Here is a 17,834-nt window from a genome sequence, read left to right as displayed (position 1 = left end):
ACGAGTGACGATGAAGGCGGGAATGCGCGCGAACCTGGTGCAGGGCGTCAACCTGACACCGCAGCTGCTGCAGTCGATCCGGCTGTTGCAGCTGACCTCGCAGCAGCTGGAACAGGAACTGCAGCAGGCGCTGGAGCGCAATCCGCTGCTGGAACAGGACGAGCCCGCCGACGAATCCGACGCTCCAGCCGCCGACGCGGCCTCCGCCGCGCTCGAAACCGCCGCCTGGGACGAACTGCCCGAACCCTCCTTCCTCGCCGGCATCGCCGCCGGCGGCAGCGCCGGCGACGACGACGGCATGGCCCGCATCGCCGATGCCGCCTCCAGCGACCCGCGCGTGCGGCTGCTGCGCGAACTCGCGCTGCACTGGAAGCCCGCCGACCTCGAACTGGCAGCTTGGTGGCTCGACCGCTGCGACGACCGCGGCTATCTCGAACAGCCGCTGGCCGAACTGCTCGCCGAAGGCCGCGCCGCCTTCCCGCAACAGGCCGACGAACTGGAAGTCGTGCGCCAGCGCCTGCTGCACGGCGACTGGCCCGGCATGGCCGCCGCCGATGCCGGCGAATGCCTGTCGGCGCAGCTGGCGGCGCAGCCCGCCGGCCCGCTGCGCGAGCTCGCCGCGTGCATCCTGCGCGACCACCTCGCCCTGCTCGCCGCGCACGACGAAGCCGGCCTCGCCCACGCCCTGGCCGCGGATGCGGAACAGGTGCGCGCCGCCGTCGCCCTGATCCTCAGCCTGCGTCCGCATCCGGTCGAAGCGCCGGCCACCGACGAAGCGCACGTCGTGCCGGAAGTGGTCGCCTGGTTCGCCGGTGGCGCCTGGCGCGTCGCCCTCAATCCGCGCACCACGCCGAAGGTCCGCATCGCGCCGCATTGCGAACGCGCCCTCGCCGGCGGCGGCGCCGGCGACCATGCGGTGCTCAAGGGCCTGCTCGACGAAGCGCGCTGGCTGGTGCGCGGCCTGGGCATGCGCAACGACACGCTGCTTCGCACCGCGCAGGTGCTGGTCGAACGCCAGCGCGGTTTCCTCGAACGCGGCGACGAAGCCCTCGCCCCGCTCACTCTGCGCGAAGTCGCCGACGCCATCGGCATGCACGAATCCACCGTTTCGCGGATCGTCGCCGGCAAGTACATCCAGACGCCGCGCGGCACGCTCGAACTCAAGCGCCTGTTCGCCGTGCGCCTGGAAGGCGCCGACATCGGCGGCACCGCGGTGCGCGCGATGGTCAAGCGCCTTATCGACGCCGAACCCGCCAACGCGCCGCTCGCCGACGACGTGATCGCCGGCCTGCTCGCCCGCCAGGGCGTGCGCATCGCCCGCCGCACGGTCGCGAAATACCGCGACCAGCTTTCCATCGGTCCGGTCCGCGCGCGTCAGCGCGTCGCGGCGCGCGCCTGAACCCGGTGACCCGCATGGCAACGCTCAAGATACTTCTGGTCGACGACCACCCCGGCTTCATCAACGCCGCGGTGCGCCACCTGCGTCGCGTCGAGTGGATCGAACTCGCCGGCTCCGCCGGCAACGGCATCGAGGCGATCGCTCAGTGCGAAGTCCTGCGGCCCGACGTGGTGCTGATGGACCTGGCCATGCCCGAGATGGGCGGGCTGCAGGCAACGCGCCTGATCAAGGCGCAGGACGCACCGCCGTACGTGGTCATCGCCAGCCATTTCGACGACAGCGAACACCGCTCGCACGCGCTGCGTGCCGGCGCCGACGCCTTCGTCAGCAAGTTGAGCTACATCCACGATGTCATGCCGCTGCTCGAGCAGCTGGCCACGGAAAAGGGAATCAGGGAATGAGCGAGTCGCGCATCCTCATCATCGACCAGGACATGAAGCGTGCCGAGCACGTCGCCAACCTGCTCGAGTTCATGGACTTCACGCCGCGCATCGCGGCCGAAGCCGGCGACGTCGACCTCGCCCGCGCGCGGGGCAGCGACTGGGTGGCGGTGGTCGTGGGCGACATTGGCGACGGCGCCGCCTTCGACGGCTTCGCCCGCTGGCTCGCGCGCGAATCGCTGCATCCGCCGCTGCTGGAGCTGCCCGGCCACGCCGCCGACGCCGCCTGGCGCGCGCATCTGCATCCGCAGGCGGTGTGGCCGCTCGCGTATCCGATCCGTCGCGCCCAGCTGCAGGAAGCCCTGCGCCGCGCCAGCCTCAAGCGCATCGACGAGGACGCGCGCCGTGACGTGCCGCGCATCGGCCCGACCGGCCGCAGCGTCGCGGTGCTGCAGCTCAACCGCATGATCGACCAGGTCGCGCCGCACGACACCACCGTGCTGGTGCTCGGCGAATCCGGCACCGGCAAGGAAGTGGTCGCGCGCGCGATCCACGACCGCTCGGTGCGCCGCGACAAGCCCTTCGTCGCGATCAATTGCGGCGCGATCCCGCCGGACCTGCTGGAAAGCGAGCTGTTCGGCCACGAAAAAGGCGCCTTCACCGGCGCGCTGACCCAGCGCAAGGGCCGCTTCGAGATGGCCGAGGGCGGCACGCTGCTGCTCGACGAAATCGGCGACATGAGCCTGCCGATGCAGGTCAAGCTGTTGCGCGTCCTGCAGGAGCGCTGCTTCGAGCGCGTCGGCGGCAACCAGACGATGAAGTGCGACGTGCGCGTCATCGCCGCCACCCACCGCAACCTGGAATCGCGCATCGCCGACGGCCAGTTCCGCGAGGACCTGTTCTACCGCCTCAACGTGTTCCCGATCGACATGCCCGCACTGCGCGAGCGCACCGACGACCTGCCCGACCTGATCGCGGCGATCGCGCGGCAGCTGTCGGAAACCGGCCGCGGCCAGGTGACGCTCGCGGCCGATGCGATCCATGCCCTGCAGCACTACGCCTGGCCGGGCAACGTGCGCGAGCTGAGCAATCTGATCGAGCGCCTGGCCGTGCTGCATCCGGGCGGCACCGTGCGCGCCGTCGACCTGCCCGCCCGCTACCGCGCGGCGATGCCGGTGAATGCGGTCTCGAGCGTCGATTTGCCGGGGGGAGATGTGCCGGGGGCGGCGGTTTCGGCAGACATTTCGTGTAACCGGTTCCACTCCGCACCGGAACCCGAACAGATCGCACTGCCGCAGACGCACGCCGGCGCGGCACCGGAGCAGAACGCAAAGGCCACCGACGCCACGATCGATCCGTCGAAGTATTCGCCGAACGCCACGCTGCCTCCGCAGGGCATCGACCTGCGCAGTCACATGGCCAGCATCGAACTCGAACTGATCCGCGCCGCGCTGAACCAGTCCAGCGGCGTCGTCGCCCACGCCGCGCCACTCCTCGGCCTGCGCCGCACCACGCTGGTGGAGAAGCTGCGCAAGTACGGGATTTTCCGCGACCAGGGCGACGAGGTGCAGTCGGACGACGCGGCGGCATGAGGGTTTCCGGCTGAGCGGAACAGGATTCCTCTCCCACCTGCAGGAAACGGATTCCTCTCCCACCTGCAGGAAACGGATTCCTCTCCCACCTGCAGGAAACAGATCCCTCTCCCCGCTTGCGGGGAGAGGGTGCCCGAAGGGCGGGTGAGGGGGAGCGAGCGCAGCGAGCTGCTTTTGCTTTTGCCGTCGTACCTGCAAGAAGAGCAAAGGCAACTCGCTTCGCTCGCCTCCCCTCATCTGCCCTCCGGGCATCTTCTCCCCGCGGTGCGGGGAGAAGAGGAACAGGCTTTGCTTTATCCCTCTCCCGGCTCACGGGGAGAGGGTCGAAGCGGCGACAGCCGCTGAGGGAAGGGCGATGAGGAAGAGCGAGCGCAGCGAGCTGCTTTTGCTTTGCCGTCGTACCTGCAAGAAGAGCAAAGGCAACTCGCTTCGCTCGCCTCCCCTCATCTGCCCTCCGGGCCTCTTCTCCCCGCGGGGCGGGGAGAAGAGGAACAGGCTCCCCCTCGCCCCGCATGCGGGGTGAAGGCGGACGTTCATGCGCCACTGGCGCATGTCCGACTGAACGCCCTTGCGCTATGCGCAAGGGCCGGGGGCAGAGCGAGGGACCGCGTGGCGTCGCGACGCAGGGTGAGGGGACGTATCGCGAAGCAGCGACATAGCCAAAGCCCCCACGCCAACTTCCCGTCACCCCTCTGGCACACGCCTTGCCTAGCCCCTGCAAGTCCGTTCCGAAGCGACGACCGCGATGACCGACGCCATCTCCTCCATCCTGTCGCAGATCCGTGCCCACGAGATGCGCACGCGCGGCGCGATGGCCGATGCGCCGGCCAGCACGGCCATCACGCCGCCAGGCGCAGGCGGGATTGCCGGTCCCGCCGCCCCGGCGACGGGATTCCAGCAGACGCTCACCAAGGCCCTCGACCAGGTCAACCAGACCCAGGCCAACGCGAGCAGCCTGCAGCAGGCCTTCGAAATGGGCGACCCGCGCGCCGACCTCGCCCGCGTGATGGTCGCGATGCAGCAGTCGCAGGTCGCCTTCCGCGCCACCGTCGAAGTCCGCAACCGGCTCGTCCAGGCCTATCAGGACGTGATGAACATGCCGGTGTGACCGGACAGCAACGGCGGGAATGAGTAGCGGGAATGGGGAAGAGGGAATGCAGGAGATTTCGTCGATGACGTTTTGCGCACAGCCCGAAGAACCGGCGGCGATGCCACCCGCCACTGACTTCCGTTCCCCATTCCCCATTCCCCTTTCCCGCTCCTCCTCCCAATCATGAGCGTCATCGCCCTCCCCAAATCCACCGGCGGCCTCAAGGACCTCGGCCACCTGCAGGACATCCCCGCGGTGCGCCAGCTCGGTCTGCTCGCGCTGGTCGCGGGCACGATCGCGCTGGGGCTGTGGCTGTTCTTCTGGACGCAGAAGCCGGACTACGTGCCGGTCCACGCGGGCCTGGACGCCAAGTCGGTCGACGAGGCTTCCGAGCTGCTCCGCGGCGCGCAGATTCCGTTCCGCATCGAACCCGCCAGCGGCGTACTGTCGGTGCCGACCGACCAGCTCGGCGCCGCGCGCATGACGCTGGCCTCGGCCGGCCTGCCCTCGGCCGACGGGCGCGGCTTCGAATCCATGCAGGGCGACCAGGGCTTCGGCACCAGCCAGTTCGTCGAGAACGCGCGCTACCAGCAGGCGCTGCAGACCGAACTGGCGCGCACCATCGCCAACCTGCGCCCGGTGCGCGAAGCCCGCGTGCATCTCGCCCTCCCCAAACCCAGCGCGTTCACCCGCCAGAACGAACCGGCCAGCGCCTCGGTAGTGCTCGAACTGCGCAGCGGCAGCACCCTGGAACAGGGCCAGGTGAACGCGATCGTGCATCTGGTCGCATCGAGCATTCCCGGCCTGTCGCCCGAACGCGTGACCGTCGTCGACCAGTTCGGCCGCATGCTCTCCAACACCGATCCAGACGGCGACGAAGCCATCGGCGCGCGCCAGTTCGACCAGCAGCGCCGCGAGGAAGCGGTCTACGTGCAGCGCATCCAGGAACTGCTGGAACCGATGACCGGTCGCGGCCGCGTCAGCGCGCAGGTCAGCGTCGACATGGACTTCGCGCAGACCGAGGAAGCCAGCGAACGCTATGGCCCGCAGACCGCGCTGGTGCGCAGCGAACAACTGTCCGAATCGGGCAATCTCGGCCCCGCCGGTCCTGCCGGCGCCGCGCCCGCGCAGGGGATTCCCGGCAGCGCGAGCAACACGCCGACGGCGGCCAACACCACGTCGACCACAGCCACCGCCACGCAGGCCGCACCCACGAATGCACCCGCGAACGCCGCGCCGTCGGTATCGGGACCGGGCAGCCGCACCGCCGTGCGCAACTACGAACTCGACCGCACGCTGACGCACACCCGCCAGGCGCCCGGTCGCATCCGCCGCGTCACCGCCGCCGTGCTGGTCGACAACGTCCCGCAGGCGACGTCGGAAACCGGCAAGGCATCGAAGGAACGGCCGCTCACCGCCGCCGAACTCAAACGCATCGAGACGCTGGTGCAGCAGGCCATCGGCTTCGACGCGCAGCGTGGCGACGTGGTGTCCGTGGTCAACGCGCCCTTCGCCCGCAGCAAGGTCGATGTGCCCGAGGACCCCCCGCCGATCTGGCAGAACCCGCGCGCCCGCGACCTGCTGCGCACGGTGCTGGGCGGACTGGCCGTGCTGGTGCTGATCTTCACCGTGCTGCGCCCCGCGTTCCGCCAGCTGATTGCGCCGAAGCCGCGCCAGATGCAGCCCGCGCTGGTCGAGTCCGACGAGGAGATTCCGGTCGCCATCTCGACTCCCGGCACCAAGGCGAACCTCGCCTCGCCCGCGCTGATGAACTTCGACGAAAAACTCGACGTCGCCCGCTCGGCCGTCAACACCGACGCCAAGCGCGTGGCGCAGGTCGTGCGCAACTGGGTGGAATCCGATGGCTGACCAGGCGGTTCTTTCCGGCGTGCAGCGCGCCGCCATCGTCCTGCTCTCCCTGGGCGAGCAGCAGGCGGCCGAAGTGCTCAAGCACATGGGCGCCAAGGAAGTGCAGAAGCTCGGCCTGGCGATGACCTCGGTCGGCGGCGTGTCGCGCGAAACCGTGGCGACCGTGTTCGACGACTTCGTAGACACGCTGGCGCAGCCCAACGTGATGGGTTCGGCCGCCGATGAATACGTGCGCGCGGTCCTCACCCAGGCGCTGGGCGAGGAACGCGCGAGTAGCCTGATCGACCGCATCCTGATGGGGCGAAATACGTCCGGCCTGGATTCGCTCAAGTGGATGGAACCGCGCGCAATCGCCGAACTCGTCCGCAACGAACACCCGCAGATCATCGCGATCGTGATGGCCCACCTGGACAGCGACCAGGCCGCCGAAGTGCTCAAGTGCCTGCCGGAACGCGTGCGCGTGGACGTGCTGCTGCGCCTGGCCACGCTCGACGGCATCCCGCCGCACGCGCTCAATGAACTCAACGACGTGATGCAGCGGCAGTTTGCCGGCAGCCAGAACATCAAGTCTTCGATGGTCGGCGGCATCAAGGTCGCCGCCAACATCCTCAACTTCATGGATTCGGGTCAGGACGAAACCATCCTCGGCGCCATCGGCGAAGTCGACGGCGAACTGGGCGGCAAGATCCGCGACCTGATGTTCGTCTTCGACAACCTCGCCGATCTCGACGACCGCGCCATGCAGTCGGTGCTGCGCGAAGTCTCCAGCGAACGCCTCGCCATCGCCCTGCGCGGCGCCGATGCGAAGGTGCGCGAGAAGATCACCGGCAACATGTCGCAACGCGCCGCCGAGATCCTGGTGGAAGACATGGAAGCGCGCGGCCCCGTGCGTCTGGCTGAAGTCGAAGCGGCGCAGAAGGAAATCCTCGCCATCGTGCGCAAGATGGCCGACAGCGGCGAGATCCAGTTGTCCGCCAAGGCCGAGGCCTTCGTATGAGCGCGACGGTCACGATGCTCGATGCCGTGCGCTGGAACGCCCCGGGCCTGTCGACCGCGCGCAGGGACGAACCCGCCCTGCCCGCTCCGCCGTCGGTGGAGGAACTGCAGGCGCTGGAACGCGCCGCACACGACGAAGGCTATGCGCGCGGCCACGCCGAAGGCCTCGCCGCGGGGCAGAACGAAGTGCGGCGGATGATCGCGCAGATCGAGGGCATCCTCGACAGCTTCACCCGCCCGCTGGCGCGTCTGGATGGCGAAGTCGCCGATGCGCTCGCCGATCTCGCCGTGCGCATCGCCGGCTCGCTGCTCGCACGCGAATACACCGCCGATCCCACCCTGCTCGCCGACCTCGTGCGTGAAGCGCTCGACGCCGTGGGCAGCGGCAGCCGCGAGATGGAACTGCGCCTGCATCCCGACGATTTCGGCGTGCTCGCGCCGCACCTCGCCGGCCTGGACGGCGTGCGTCTCACCATCGACGCCTCGCTGGGCCGCGGCGAACTGCGCCTGCACAGCGAGAGCGTGCGCATCGACGGCACCATCGCCGCGCGCTTGCAGTCGGTGCTGGAAGCGGTGATCGCGGGCAAGGGGGCCGAACGGTGAGCGCAGCCACCGCCACGCCCGCCGTGCCTGGCGTAGGGCAGGCTCAAGCCTGCCAATCCACGCTCGCGCCGCCTCGCCTCCGCCGGTGGCCGGGGGCCGATCCTGCAAAAACTGTCGGCCGTCGGTTCACCGGTGAAATCCGTCCGGCAATTTTGATTCGTCGTTCCCGCGGAAGCGGGAATCCAGTGTCCTTGTTTCCTGGGAGTACAACGACACAGGGTTCCCGCCTTCGCGGGGATGACGATGGTTTTTCGCCCGCTTTGCTTCGTCATTCCCGCGGCTTTCTGCAGACGAATGTCCGATCCAGCGGGAGGCGCTTTTCAACGGCGCGCAGCGCTGGTCATCCAGTGCCTTTTGTGCAGGTAACGGGACTGACAAAAGCGAAGTCACTGGATCCCCGCTTCCGCGGGGATGACGAGCGAAAGCGAAAGCAACCTCGCTTGGCCAACATCGCGGACCACCCCTGCCTCCGCGCGGCCGCCCCCCGCAAGGAGCACCGCGCATGAGCGTCCCCGCCTCCCACTGGCAGGAAGCCCGCAACCTGCGTCTGGCCGCGCGCCTGCAGGACTGCGATCCGAACACGCCGCTGCTCGGCCTCGCCCGCGAAGGCGTGCTGCGCCGCGCGGTTGGTCTCACCCTCGAAGCCTCCGGCTGCAGCGCTCCGCTCGGTTCGCGCTGCCGCGTGGAAAGCGCGGGCGGACGCTGGGTCGACGCGGAAGTCGTCGGTTTCTCCGGCGACCGCACCTTCCTGATGCCCTCGGCCGACGTCGCCGGCCTGCTGCCGAACGCGCGCGTCGTGCCCGCGCGGCGCCGCGGCGAAGTGGCGGTCGGCGAAGGCCTGCTCGGCCGGGTGATCGACAGCGATGGCGTGCCGCTCGACGGCCGCGGCCCGATCCGCGAGGAGCACTGGGTCGGCCTCACCGGCGCCGCGATCAACCCCTTGATGCGCGAACCGATCACGCGTTCGCTCGACGTCGGCGTGCGCGCGATCAACGCGCTGCTGCCGATCGGTCGCGGCCAGCGCGTGGGCCTGTTCGCCGGCTCGGGCGTCGGCAAGTCGACGCTGCTGGGCATGATGACCCGCTTCACCGCCGCCGACGTGATCGTCGTGGGACTGATCGGTGAACGCGGCCGCGAAGTGCGCGATTTCGTCGAAGCCACGCTCGGCGAGGAAGGCCTGCGCCGCGCCGTCGTCGTCGCCGCACCGGCCGACCGTCCGCCGCTGGCGCGCCTGCACGGCGCGTTGCGTGCCACCGCCATCGCCGAGTGGTATCGCGACCAGGGCCTGCACGTGCTGCTGCTGATGGACTCGCTGACCCGCTACGCCCAGGCACAGCGCGAGATCGGCCTGTCGGTGGGCGAGCCGCCGACCACGCGCGGTTATCCGCCCTCGGTATTCGCGCGCCTGCCGGCTCTCGTGGAACGCGCCGGCAACGGCGCCGAAGGCCGCGGTTCCATCACCGCGTTCTACACCGTGCTCACCGAAGGCGACGATCAGCAGGAACCCATCGCCGACGCCGCGCGCGCGATCCTCGACGGCCACATCGTGCTCACGCGCCGCATCGCCGATGCCGGCCAGTACCCGGCCATCGACGTCGAAGTCTCGGTGAGCCGCGTGATGCAGGACATCACCGACGCGCCGTGGCGCGAGCGCATCCGCAAGCTCAAACGCCTGATGGCCGCCTACAACGCCCAGCGTGACCTCATCGCCATCGGCGCCTACCAGCGCGGCAACGACCCGGTGGTCGACGAAGCGATGGCGCGCTGGCCCGCGATCCTCCAGTTCCTCGGACAGGACGTGTCCGAGGCCGCCGATGTCGAAGCCAGCCGCGCGGCGCTCGCGCGACTGCTCGACGAATCCAACGTCTGACGTCCTGTACCGATAGGCCCCCGATGCGCTCGAACCGTCTCGATCCGCTCCTGAAAGTCATGCACCAACGCCAGGACACCGCCGCCCGCGAGGTCGCCGAGCGCGATCGCGCGCTGGCCGAGCAACAGGAACGCCTGGAAGCGCTGCGTCGCTACGCCGAGGAATACGCGACCCCACCGGCGAACACCAGCATCGCGCCCGCCCTGCTGGTGAACCGGATGGCCTTCCGCGAACGCCTCAACGCCGCGGTGGTGCAGCAGGCCGGCATCGTCGATCACAACCGCCAGCTCAGCGACGTCGAACGCGCGCGCCTGTTGCTGGCGAGCCGCGAGACCAAGGTGCTGGAAAAGCTCGCCGACAGTTACCGCGCGCAGGAAACACGCGTGGCCGAACAGCGCGTGCAGCGCGAACTGGACGACCTGGGCGGCCGCCGCGCGCTTGCCGCGAAGGCGGACAACGCCGGCGATCCCGACAAGGGCGGGGAGTCCGCTACGTGATCGGTGCCATGAGCACGCCGGCCGCGGCAAATCCAGTGACGATGGCATCGTCGCCCCCGCCTTCGGGTGCGATGTCTGAAGTGGAGACCGCGGCGCAACCCGGTTCCGCACCGGAGCCTTCGACTGCGGCACCGGAACAGGCCGGAGCCAACGGCGCGACCGAAGCATCCGCGCGACCGCAGGGGACCGCGTCCAGGCAGAACCGCACCGACGCGGCGAAGCCGCATGCGCCATCCGAGTTCGCCGCGTTGCTGTCCTCCAGTATCGGTAGCGGCGCGGTGACCACGGAATCTCCGGCGAATGCGCCCGCTGCGTCGATCGGGCAGGATTCGGGCGATCAGAACGACGCGGCTTCGACGCTCGATGCCGCCCTGCCCGATCAGCTGCTGGCGCTACTGGGCGGCGCGTGGTCGACAGCGGGAACGCCGGCGACCACGCCACCGGCGGCACCGCCTTCCACTGGGCAAGGCGGAACCGAGGCATCGGCGTCCCTGACCCCTGCTGCCGTTGTCGGAGGCAAACCGGCGGCGGCGATCGCGGCGTTCTTCCCCGCGACCGCGACCGCGACCGCGACGGCAACGCCGGCCGATGCGTCCGCTGCGCCGTCGGAAGTGTCGGCCGGTCCTGTGTCCACCGATCCGGCCGCCGCGATTGGCACTTCGAACGACGCGGCCACGCCGGTGGTGGGCAGCGATGCGTCGCCTGCGTTCCCCGCATTCCCGAATATCGCGCCTACGACTGCATCCGCATCCGAAACGCGCACCGCCGTGACGGCGCCGCTCGCGGTCCCGGCCGATCCGCAGCAGGGCTTCGACGACGGTTTCGGCGCGCGCCTGGTGTGGATGGCCGAACAGCGCCTGGGCCACGCCGAGATCCGCCTGAACCCGGAACACCTGGGCCCGATCGACGTGCGCGTGCAGGTGGACGGCACGCAGGTCAACGCCGAATTCCACAGCGCGCACGCGGCCGTGCGGCAGACGATCGAAGCCAGCATGCCGCGGCTGCGCGAACTGCTCGGGCAGCAGGGGCTGCAGCTGGGTCACGCCGATGTGGGGCAGCGGCAGGCGGGGGCCGGGCAGCGGGCGCGCGAGGACACGCCCGGCTTGCCGGCGTCCGAGTCGCCGGGAGCGGTCAATGCGGTACTTCGGCCGCTTCGCAGCCGGGGGTTGTTGGACGAATACGCCTGACGTCAGGTCGCCAAGAGCAACTCGCTGCGCTCGCCGCCCCTCATCTGCCCCCCGATTAAGGCATTCGGGGCAGGCTCTGCGGGTATCTTCTCCCCGCGAGCGGGGAGAAGAGAAAGCAACACGCGCGGCGTTCCGCTGGCGGAAGCTGCGGAAGCCGCGGGAGTCACGGAGCCGCGGGAGCCGCGGGATCTACGGAACCCCTTCTCCCCGCTTGCGGGGAGAAGGTGCCGAAGGCGGATGAGGGGAGCGGGCGCAGCGAGCCACTCTTGCCTTTAGCTCCAGGACCCGCGTCAACCCGCCGCCACCCCCGCATTCATCCTTCCGCCAAAACCCCGACACGTCCCAGGCACAGCGCTTGCACAGCTCCGGCATTCCAGACCCGGAGTGCCCTACGTGCCAGCCCCCGCTGAACCCGCCCGCAAGACCGCGCCGGCCAAGTCCGGTCGCAAATGGCTGTGGATCACCCTCATCCTCGTCGTGTTCGGTGGCGGCGGTGGCGGCGGCTTCTGGTGGTGGCAGGGCCAGCAGGCGGCGGCCCACGCCGCGAACAAGGCGGCCAAGCCGCATCGCGCGCCCGCGCAGTACTACGCGCTCGAACCGGCCTTCGTGGTCAACCTGGTCGATACCGAAGCGGTCCGCTACCTGCAGGCCGACGTGCAGCTCGTAACCCGCGACGCCGACACCCGCGCGGCCGTCGAGGCGCACGCGCCGGCGATCCGCAATCGCCTGCTGCTGCTGTTCGGCCAGCAGTCCTCCGCGCAGCTCGCGCAGCGCAGCGGCAAGGAACGCCTGCAGGCCGCCGCGCTCAACGAGGCGCGGCAGGTGCTGAAACAGGAAGGCGCGGCCGACAGGGTCGACGCCGTCATCTTCACGAGCCTGGTAACGCAGTGATGGGCGCCGACCTTCTCTCGCAGGACGAAATCGACGCCCTGCTCCACGGCGTCGACAGCGGCGCGGTCGATACCGAGGAGCCGCCGCCCGCGCCGGGCGAGGCGCGCTCCTACGACTTCGCCAGCCAGGACCGCATCGTCCGCGGCAAGCTGCCGACGCTGGAGATGATCAACGAGCGCTTCGCGCGCACCTGGCGCATCGGCCTGTTCAACCTGCTGCGCCGTTCCGCCGACCTGTCGGTGCGCGGCATCGATCTGGTCCGCTTCGGCGAATACATGCATTCGCTGCAGGTGCCGACCAACCTCAACCTGGTGAAGATGAAGCCGCTGCGCGGCACCGCGCTGGTGGTCTACGAACCGCGCCTGGTCTACACCGTCGTCGACAACTTCTTCGGCGGCAACGGCAAGTTCCACACCCGCATCGAAGGCCGCGAATTCACGCCGACCGAGATGCGCGTCATCCAGCTGCTGCTCAAGCAGACCTTCGCCGACCTGGTCGACGCGTGGGCGCCGGTGATGCCGGTCGAATTCGAATACCTCAATTCCGAAGTCAATCCGCACTTCGCCAACATCATCAGCCCGCGCGACTACATCGTCGTGAGCCGCTTCCACTGCGAACTCGAAGGCGGCGGCGGCGAAGTCCACGTCGCGCTGCCCTACTCGATGCTCGAACCGATCCGCGAGCAGCTCGACGCCGGCGTGCAGAGCGACCGCATCGAGAAGGACGCCGGCTGGACGCGCGCGATGCACGCCCAGCTGCAGGAAGCGATGGTCGAAATCAGTTCCACCATCGCCCGTCGCCAGATCAGCCTGCGCGATCTCTCGCGCATGAAGGTCGGCGACATCATCCCGATCGACCTGCTGCCCGTCGCGCCCGTGCACGTCGAGCAGATGCCGCTGTTCTCCGGCGAATTCGGCGTCCACAACGGCCGCAACGCCATCAAGGTCACGCAGGTGCATGCCGCGCGACCCGCTTCCACCTTCGATCCCACGGCAGCCACTCCATGAACATTTCCGATTCCGCCGCCCGCGCGGCCTTCGATCCGCTGACCGCCGAAGCCGGTGCTGGTGGCCCCGAACTCAACCTCGACGTCATCCTCGACGTGCCGGTGTCGCTGTCGCTCGAAGTCGGCCGCACGCGCATCCCGATCCGCAACCTGCTGCAGCTCAACCAGGGATCGGTGGTGGAACTCGACCGCGCCGCGGGCGAGCCGCTCGACGTCTACGTCAACGGCACGCTGATCGCGCAGGGCGAAGTCGTCGTCGTCAACGACCGCTTCGGCGTGCGTCTGACCGACGTGGTCAGCCCGGCCGAGCGGATCAAGAGGCTGCGATGAGCCGTACCGCTTCGCGCAGCGCGGCGCTGCTGGCGCCGTTGCCGCAGGTCGTGCCGGCGATGGCCTCGAACGGCGACGCGGCCGCAGTCACGCTCGCTTCGGCGGACGCAACCGCGACCGTTGCCACGCCCGCAACCGCTCCGGCGTCCGTCGGCGAAGTCGCATCTGCAGCGGCCACCGCGTCGCTTGCGCGGGATGCGCGCAGCCCGGCGATGTCGCCTGCGACCACCGCTACGACTGCGCAGGCCGTTGCCATCGATCCGGCGGCGAAGAACACCGCTGCCACGCAGGGCACTGCGTTCGCCGGTCCGAAGACCGCGACCGTCGCCCAGATCGGCAAGCCCGCCGCGATGCCGCATTCGCCCAGCGCCGCCGGCAGCATCGGCAGTGCGGTCGTCGCGCTGGCGATGGTGATCGGCTTGATCCTCGCACTGGCCTGGATCGCCAAGCGCATGCCCGGTTTGCGCGGCGGCGCCGGCAGCAACGCGCTGCGTATCGTCGGCTCGCTGGCATTGAGCCCGCGCGAGCGGCTCGTCGTCGTTGCCGTCGGCGAGACCCAGCTGGTGCTCGGTGTCGGTGCCGCCGGCACGCGCACCCTGCACACGCTGAGCGAACCGCTGCCCGTCGCCGAAGCCGCGGCGCCGTCCGCCTTCGCGCAGGTACTCGCGCAGCATTTCGGAAAGAAGGCATGACCCGCCCGACGCACTCTCCCCGGCGCTTCCTGTCGCTCGACTACCTCCTGCGCGCGCTGACGATGTTCGCGCTCGGCTTCGCACTGGCGATTGCGCTGAGCGGCACCGCCCATGCGCAGGCGCGTCCTGCGCAGGTGCAGGCACAGACGACGCCCGCAGCGGCAGCCGCCGCGACGCCTTCCAGCCCCTTGCCGTCGGTCACCGTCGGCCAGATCGGCAACCAGCCGGTGAGCATGCCGTTGCAGGTGCTCGCGCTGATGACCGGCATCACGCTGCTGCCGGCAGCGCTGATGGGGCTCACCGCGTTCACCCGCATCATCATCGTGCTCGGCCTGTTGCGACAGGCACTCGGCACCGGCCAGACGCCGGGCAACCAGGTGCTGCTCGCGCTCGCGCTGTTCCTCACCGCGATGGTGATGGCGCCGGTGTTCGACCAGTCCTGGGCGCACGGCATCGCGCCGTATCTCGATCACCAGATCGATTTCAAGACCGCCTGGACCGCCGCGTCCGATCCCTTCCGCTCCTTCATGCTCGCGCAGGTACGGCAGAACGACCTGATGACCTTCGCCGGCCTGTCGCACACCGGCCCGTATGCGACGCCGCAGGACGTGCCGTTCGGCGTGCTCGCCGCGTCGTTCCTCACCAGCGAGCTCAAGACCGCGTTCGAGATCGCGTTCCTGATCTACATCCCCTTCGTGATCATCGACCTGGTCGTGGCCAGCGTGCTGATGTCGATGGGCATGATGATGCTGTCGCCGATGCTCATCTCCACGCCGTTCAAGATCCTGCTGTTCGTGCTGGTGGACGGCTGGGTGCTGGTGGTGGGTTCGCTCGCTTCCAGCTTCAACCCCATCTGAGTGGCACCGCCCATGACTCCGGAAATCGCACTCGACGAAATCGCCAACGGGCTGCAACTGGCGCTGATGCTGGGCGCGCCGCCGCTGCTCGCGGTGCTGGCGATCGGCGTGCTGGTCGGCATCGTGCAGGCTGCCACGCAGATCAACGAACCGACCATCGCGTTCGTGTTCAAGGCGCTCACCCTGGTGGTGACGCTGGGACTGACCGGGCATTTCCTGCTGGGGCGGCTGGTGTCGTTCACGACGGATCTGTTTCAGCGGATTCCGCAGTTGATTGGGTGATGGACGCCGTTCTCGCCGCTGTTGCTTTTGCTGGAAAGCCCGACGTTGCTATGGCTCGTCATTCCCGCGAAAGCGGGAATCCAGTGTCTTTGGCTCCTCGCTTTTTCGGACCGCTTCGTATTGCAAAAGCAAAGACACTGGATCCCCGCTTCCGCGGGGATGACGAGCGTGGAAGTCACTGGATCCCCGCTTTAGCAAAGACGCTGGATCCCCGCTTCCGCAGGGATGGCGAGCGTAGAAGTCACTGGATCCCCGCTTTCGCGGGGATGACGAGCGGAAAAGCCGAAGCGGCTGCTTTCGCGCGAACGACAGACGGAACGCCGCGGGCAGCCTGATGGACAGCGCCACCCTCGCCACCGCCATTGGCGTCGATCTGTTCGCCCTGCTCGGCACCGTGCTCTGGTACGCGCTGCGCATCGGCGCGGCGGTGCAGGTGCTGCCGGTGCTCGGCGGCCGTGGCATGCCGGTGCGTGCGCGACTGGTGGTGACCCTCGCCATGGCGGGCGCGATCTCCACCGTGCTGCCTACGCCACCGCCGATGGGCGTCGATGCGACGACGATCCTCGGCGTGCTGCGCGAGGTCAGCGTCGGCCTGGTGATCGGCCTGCTGCTGCGCCTGGCCTTCGAAGCCGGACAACTGGCCGGCGAATTCGTCTCGCAGGGCATGGGCCTGTCCTTCGCGACGATGGCCGATCCGCTCAGCGGCGCGTCCTCGCCGGTGCTGTCGCAATGGTTCTACCTGGTGTTCGCGCTGCTGTTCTTCACCCTCGACGGACACCTCGCGCTGGTGCGCCTGCTCGCCAACAGTTACGACGGCCTGCCCATCGGCGCTGCCCTGCCCGACCGCCAGGCACTCCTCGCCGCGGTGCCGACCTTCTTCTCGACCACCCTGCGCGCAAGCGTGCTGCTCGCGTTGCCGGTGACGATGGCGCTGCTGGCGGTGAACATCGCGTTCGGCGTGCTCGCCCGCGCGGCCTCGCAACTCAACCCGATGGCGATCGGTCTGCCCGTCTCGCTGCTGGTCGGTCTCGCCCTGCTCATGCTGCTCACCCGCGAACTGCAGGCGCCGGTGCAGCAATTGTTCGACGACGCCTTCGCCGCCGCACGCGGCCTGACGGGTTGAGGAGGCCGCATGAGCGAAGCCGCCGACCACGAAGACCGCACCGAACAGCCATCGGAAAAACGATTGCGCGAGGCCCGCGAACGCGGCGACGTCCCGCGCTCGCGCGAGCTCGGCAACGTCGCAGTGCTCGGCTGCGCGGTGCTCGCCCTCAAGGCCACCGCCGGCGGCATGGGCAGCGCCTCGCGCGACTGGATGCGCGATGCGCTCACCGTCGATCCGGCGCTGATCGACGCCCCCGACCGCCTGCTGCCGCACGCCGCATCGCTGCTGGGCGGGCTGGTGGTACCGATGCTGCCGCTGTTCGCCGCCGCACTGATCGCCTGCCTGGTCGCCCCCGCCGTGATGGGCAATCTGCGCTTCGCCAGCGCGGCGCTGCAGCCCGACTTCAACCGCCTCAATCCGCTGAACGGGCTCAAGCGGATGTACGGGCGCGACAGCCTGGTCGAAATCATCCGTTCAGTCCTGCGCGTGCTGTTGATCGGCGGCATCGGCGGCTGGATGGTGTACCGCGCCTTCGACACGCTCATTGGCCTGCCGCAGGCCTCGCTCGAGGTCGCCGTGTCCGAAGGCATCGGCCTGGCTTCCTCCGCCCTGCTGGCGATGGTCGGCGCGCTGGGCGTGCTCGCCGCGCTCGACGTGCCCTGGCAGCACTTCCGCCATCGCAGCAGGCTGAAGATGACCAGGCAGGAGCTGCGCGACGAGCTCAAGGAATCCGAAGGCAACCCGGAAGTGAAGGCGCGCGTGCGTCAGGTCGCCCGCGAGATGTCGCGCCGCCGGATGATGGAAGCCGTGCCCACCGCGGACGTGGTGATCACCAATCCGACCCACTACGCGGTCGCGCTCAAGTACAGCGCCGGCGCCATGCGCGCGCCGAAGGTCGTCGCCAAGGGCGTCGACGAAATGGCGCTGGCGATCCGCGAACTCGCCGGCAAGCACCGCATCGCCATAGTCGAAGCGCCGCCGCTGGCACGCGCCTTGTATCGCCTGGCCAAGGTCGACCAGGAGATACCGGTGAAGCTCTACGCCGCCGTCGCGCAAGTCCTGTCCTACGTGTACCAGCTCAAGGCCTGGGTGCCGGGCCGTGGCCCGATGCCGACGCTGAACGCGGTCGATGTCGGCGCCGACGGCGCCCCTGACAGCGACGTCAAGGATTCGACACCGTGAGCGCGG

18 protein-coding genes are annotated in these 17,834 nt (G+C 69.3%); all 18 read left to right on the top strand.

Going from position 1 to position 17,834, the window contains the following annotated elements:
• The first annotated feature begins 10 nt into the window (after positions 1-10).
• Entirely contained in the window at positions 11-1,399 is a 1,389-nt protein-coding gene (rpoN, locus tag ACFPN1_RS02750) for an RNA polymerase factor sigma-54 (RefSeq protein ID WP_386752774.1), read from the top strand.
• 14 nt (positions 1,400-1,413) lie between these two features.
• Complete coding sequence (locus tag ACFPN1_RS02745) at positions 1,414-1,800, top strand: response regulator (protein ID WP_386752772.1); 387 nt, start codon at positions 1,414-1,416, stop codon at positions 1,798-1,800.
• Entirely contained in the window at positions 1,797-3,371 is a 1,575-nt protein-coding gene (locus ACFPN1_RS02740; RefSeq protein WP_386752770.1) for a sigma-54 dependent transcriptional regulator, read from the top strand. The genes ACFPN1_RS02745 and ACFPN1_RS02740 overlap by 4 nt, the downstream gene beginning before the upstream one ends.
• A 745-nt stretch (positions 3,372-4,116) precedes the next feature.
• The gene (gene fliE / locus ACFPN1_RS02735; protein WP_386752768.1) at positions 4,117-4,479 is read left to right on the top strand and encodes a flagellar hook-basal body complex protein FliE; all 363 of its coding nucleotides are present in this window, start codon (positions 4,117-4,119) and stop codon (positions 4,477-4,479) included.
• Between the two features lie 165 nt (positions 4,480-4,644).
• Complete coding sequence (gene fliF, locus ACFPN1_RS02730; protein WP_386752766.1) at positions 4,645-6,330, top strand: flagellar basal-body MS-ring/collar protein FliF; 1,686 nt, start codon at positions 4,645-4,647, stop codon at positions 6,328-6,330.
• The gene (gene fliG, locus ACFPN1_RS02725) at positions 6,323-7,327 is read left to right on the top strand and encodes a flagellar motor switch protein FliG (RefSeq protein WP_386752764.1); all 1,005 of its coding nucleotides are present in this window, start codon (positions 6,323-6,325) and stop codon (positions 7,325-7,327) included. The genes fliF and fliG overlap by 8 nt, the downstream gene beginning before the upstream one ends.
• 14 nt (positions 7,328-7,341) lie before the next feature.
• On the top strand, positions 7,342-7,929 hold the full coding sequence (locus tag ACFPN1_RS02720) for a FliH/SctL family protein (protein ID WP_386754013.1): 588 nt from the start codon (positions 7,342-7,344) through the stop codon (positions 7,927-7,929).
• Between the two features lie 502 nt (positions 7,930-8,431).
• A complete protein-coding gene (gene fliI, locus ACFPN1_RS02715; protein WP_386752762.1) occupies positions 8,432-9,799 on the top strand; it encodes a flagellar protein export ATPase FliI in 1,368 nt (455 codons plus the stop codon).
• Positions 9,800-9,822: 23 nt separating this feature from the next.
• Entirely contained in the window at positions 9,823-10,296 is a 474-nt protein-coding gene (fliJ, locus tag ACFPN1_RS02710) for a flagellar export protein FliJ (protein WP_386752760.1), read from the top strand.
• Positions 10,297-10,337: 41 nt separating this feature from the next.
• Entirely contained in the window at positions 10,338-11,483 is a 1,146-nt protein-coding gene (locus tag ACFPN1_RS02705) for a flagellar hook-length control protein FliK (RefSeq protein ID WP_386752758.1), read from the top strand.
• A gap of 393 nt (positions 11,484-11,876) precedes the next feature.
• Positions 11,877-12,374, top strand: coding sequence for a flagellar basal body-associated FliL family protein (locus ACFPN1_RS02700; RefSeq protein ID WP_386752756.1), 498 nt, complete (start codon positions 11,877-11,879; stop codon positions 12,372-12,374).
• Complete coding sequence (gene fliM / locus ACFPN1_RS02695) at positions 12,371-13,381, top strand: flagellar motor switch protein FliM (RefSeq protein WP_386752754.1); 1,011 nt, start codon at positions 12,371-12,373, stop codon at positions 13,379-13,381. Before ACFPN1_RS02700 ends, fliM begins: the two co-directional genes overlap by 4 nt.
• Entirely contained in the window at positions 13,378-13,710 is a 333-nt protein-coding gene (gene fliN, locus ACFPN1_RS02690; RefSeq protein ID WP_386752752.1) for a flagellar motor switch protein FliN, read from the top strand. Before fliM ends, fliN begins: the two co-directional genes overlap by 4 nt.
• 350 nt (positions 13,711-14,060) lie before the next feature.
• Entirely contained in the window at positions 14,061-14,402 is a 342-nt protein-coding gene (gene fliO / locus ACFPN1_RS02685; RefSeq protein WP_386754012.1) for a flagellar biosynthetic protein FliO, read from the top strand.
• A gap of 62 nt (positions 14,403-14,464) precedes the next feature.
• On the top strand, positions 14,465-15,259 hold the full coding sequence (fliP, locus tag ACFPN1_RS02680; RefSeq protein WP_386754011.1) for a flagellar type III secretion system pore protein FliP: 795 nt from the start codon (positions 14,465-14,467) through the stop codon (positions 15,257-15,259).
• A 12-nt stretch (positions 15,260-15,271) separates the two neighbouring features.
• The gene (locus ACFPN1_RS02675) at positions 15,272-15,541 is read left to right on the top strand and encodes a flagellar biosynthetic protein FliQ (protein ID WP_386752750.1); all 270 of its coding nucleotides are present in this window, start codon (positions 15,272-15,274) and stop codon (positions 15,539-15,541) included.
• Positions 15,542-15,875: 334 nt separating this feature from the next.
• The gene (fliR, locus tag ACFPN1_RS02670) at positions 15,876-16,664 is read left to right on the top strand and encodes a flagellar biosynthetic protein FliR (RefSeq protein WP_386752748.1); all 789 of its coding nucleotides are present in this window, start codon (positions 15,876-15,878) and stop codon (positions 16,662-16,664) included.
• A gap of 9 nt (positions 16,665-16,673) precedes the next feature.
• Entirely contained in the window at positions 16,674-17,828 is a 1,155-nt protein-coding gene (flhB, locus tag ACFPN1_RS02665; RefSeq protein WP_386752746.1) for a flagellar biosynthesis protein FlhB, read from the top strand.
• The last annotated feature ends 6 nt before the right edge of the window (positions 17,829-17,834 follow it).

Source organism: Lysobacter yangpyeongensis (assembly GCF_042655745.1).
GTDB classification, from domain to species: domain Bacteria; phylum Pseudomonadota; class Gammaproteobacteria; order Xanthomonadales; family Xanthomonadaceae; genus Agrilutibacter; species Agrilutibacter yangpyeongensis.
The sequence above is the reverse complement of the archived record's forward strand: the minus strand, read 5'-3'. Positions and strand labels throughout refer to the sequence as shown.

Bases quoted from the DNA above. Each gene is read 5' to 3' on its own strand.
- ACFPN1_RS02745 (WP_386752772.1), top strand. From the start codon at position 1,414: ATGGCAACGCTCAAGATACTTCTGGTCGACGACCACCCCGGCTTCATC.
- ACFPN1_RS02705 (WP_386752758.1), top strand. From the start codon at position 10,338: ATGGCATCGTCGCCCCCGCCTTCGGGTGCGATGTCTGAAGTGGAGACC.
- fliI (WP_386752762.1), top strand. From the start codon at position 8,432: ATGAGCGTCCCCGCCTCCCACTGGCAGGAAGCCCGCAACCTGCGTCTG.
- flhB (WP_386752746.1), top strand. From the start codon at position 16,674: ATGAGCGAAGCCGCCGACCACGAAGACCGCACCGAACAGCCATCGGAA.
- fliE (WP_386752768.1), top strand. From the start codon at position 4,117: ATGACCGACGCCATCTCCTCCATCCTGTCGCAGATCCGTGCCCACGAG.
- ACFPN1_RS02675 (WP_386752750.1), top strand. From the start codon at position 15,272: ATGACTCCGGAAATCGCACTCGACGAAATCGCCAACGGGCTGCAACTG.
- ACFPN1_RS02720 (WP_386754013.1), top strand. From the start codon at position 7,342: ATGCTCGATGCCGTGCGCTGGAACGCCCCGGGCCTGTCGACCGCGCGC.
- rpoN (WP_386752774.1), top strand. From the start codon at position 11: ATGAAGGCGGGAATGCGCGCGAACCTGGTGCAGGGCGTCAACCTGACA.
- fliG (WP_386752764.1), top strand. From the start codon at position 6,323: ATGGCTGACCAGGCGGTTCTTTCCGGCGTGCAGCGCGCCGCCATCGTC.
- fliN (WP_386752752.1), top strand. From the start codon at position 13,378: ATGAACATTTCCGATTCCGCCGCCCGCGCGGCCTTCGATCCGCTGACC.
- fliF (WP_386752766.1), top strand. From the start codon at position 4,645: ATGAGCGTCATCGCCCTCCCCAAATCCACCGGCGGCCTCAAGGACCTC.
- fliR (WP_386752748.1), top strand. From the start codon at position 15,876: ATGGACAGCGCCACCCTCGCCACCGCCATTGGCGTCGATCTGTTCGCC.
- fliP (WP_386754011.1), top strand. From the start codon at position 14,465: ATGTTCGCGCTCGGCTTCGCACTGGCGATTGCGCTGAGCGGCACCGCC.
- ACFPN1_RS02740 (WP_386752770.1), top strand. From the start codon at position 1,797: ATGAGCGAGTCGCGCATCCTCATCATCGACCAGGACATGAAGCGTGCC.
- fliJ (WP_386752760.1), top strand. From the start codon at position 9,823: ATGCGCTCGAACCGTCTCGATCCGCTCCTGAAAGTCATGCACCAACGC.
- fliO (WP_386754012.1), top strand. From the start codon at position 14,061: ATGCCGCATTCGCCCAGCGCCGCCGGCAGCATCGGCAGTGCGGTCGTC.